The sequence below is a fragment of the Vibrio sp. Vb1554 genome (assembly GCF_033344235.1).
Genome location: NZ_JAWPOJ010000177.1, coordinates 1 through 1,445, shown reverse-complemented (window position 1 = coordinate 1,445; position 1,445 = coordinate 1). Strand labels below are relative to the sequence as shown.

General features: G+C 44.9%; 1 protein-coding gene. It reads right to left on the bottom strand.

Annotated features, from left to right (window positions below; all coding sequences use genetic code 11):
* Positions 1-1,343: bifunctional UDP-sugar hydrolase/5'-nucleotidase UshA (gene ushA / locus R8N28_RS24740; RefSeq protein WP_318183608.1), on the bottom strand; the 1,343-nt coding region annotated here is incomplete at its 3' end.
* Positions 1,344-1,445 lie beyond the last annotated feature (102 nt).

Genomic DNA, 1,445 nt, shown 5'->3' with positions numbered 1-1,445 from the left:
TCCAAGACTTCTTGACCAGACATATCGACGTACGAAACCATGTTGCCAAATGGCTGCACGGTCAGCACATCTTTGTATGTAATGTCACCAGCTTCAATAGAATCACGCACACCGCCTGAGTTCATCACTGCGAAATCAGCTTTTGCACGTTCCATATGAGCCGTTGCAATTAAACGACCTAGATTCGTCTGTTGGAATCGCACGACATCACGGTCACCTTCTAGCTTACCGTTTGATTCCGCAATTTTCACATTCAGCTGGCTTTGGCCTTTTTCTTGGAAAGGACGAAGGAAGTCCAACATCGCTTTGTCTTGAGTAATTTCATCTTGAACAAACACACGTTGTGATTGACCATCCACATTGATTTTTTTCTTCAAGTTTACAGGAATAAGATCGTAGCTCACCATTGATAGTTCGCCGTTACGGAATTCGTAATCGGCACGGCCAACATATTTACCCCACTCATGCGCCTGAACAATGTAAGTACCGTTTTGTTGGTCTGGCTGACACTCATCACCCGGTTTAAAGTTCTTTTTGATAACGTTAGGACCTTCCATACAAACGGGCTCTTGTGAGTGACCACCCACAATCATGTCCAAATCGCCTTCATTAAGGTAACGCGCCAAAGCTACATCACCCGGCGCATTGATGCCACGGTTGCCATTTTCGTAGTGACCCATGTGCGTAACAGCGAAAATCAGATCCGGATTTTCTGTTTTTTTCAGTTCTGCAATCAGCTCTTTCGCTTCCGCTTTCGGGTCGCGGAAGTCCACTTGACCGATAAACTCAGGATTTCCCAACTTCGCGGTATCTTCTGTTGTCAGACCAATAACCGCAATTTTAATGCCTTGCTTATTGAACATCGCGTAAGGTTGGAATAAGCGCTTACCCGTTTTTTTGTCGTAAATGTTGGCTGACAGCATTGGGAAGTTAGCCCAATCTTGCTGTTTGAATAGCACGTCTAGCGGATTATCAAATTCGTGATTGCCTAACGCCATCGCGTCGTAGCCAATCTTACTCATGCCTTTGAAATCTGGTTCAGCGTCTTGTAAATCAGACTCAGGAACGCCGGTATTAATATCACCACCAGACAGCAACAGCACGCTGCCTCCTTCTGCTTGAATTTCATCACGCAGATCATCGATCAACGTCTTGCGCGCGGCCATGCCGTACTCACCGTGTTTATTCTGCCAAAAACGACCGTGGTGATCGTTGGTGTGTAAGACAGTCAATTTATAAGTGGTATCTGCATTCCATTCATGAGCAGGTTGCGAAGCACATCCAGCCAGCGAGGCCAAAATAGCGGCACTCAAAGCGGTTTTGATAATCAGACGCTGATTCATTTTTTTTCCTTTTTCTTATTGGGATTACTGATGCACACTTTCAAACATTAGAGCTATTTGAAAACCACGCGCACCCTAACACATTGATTTCATAATTATGAT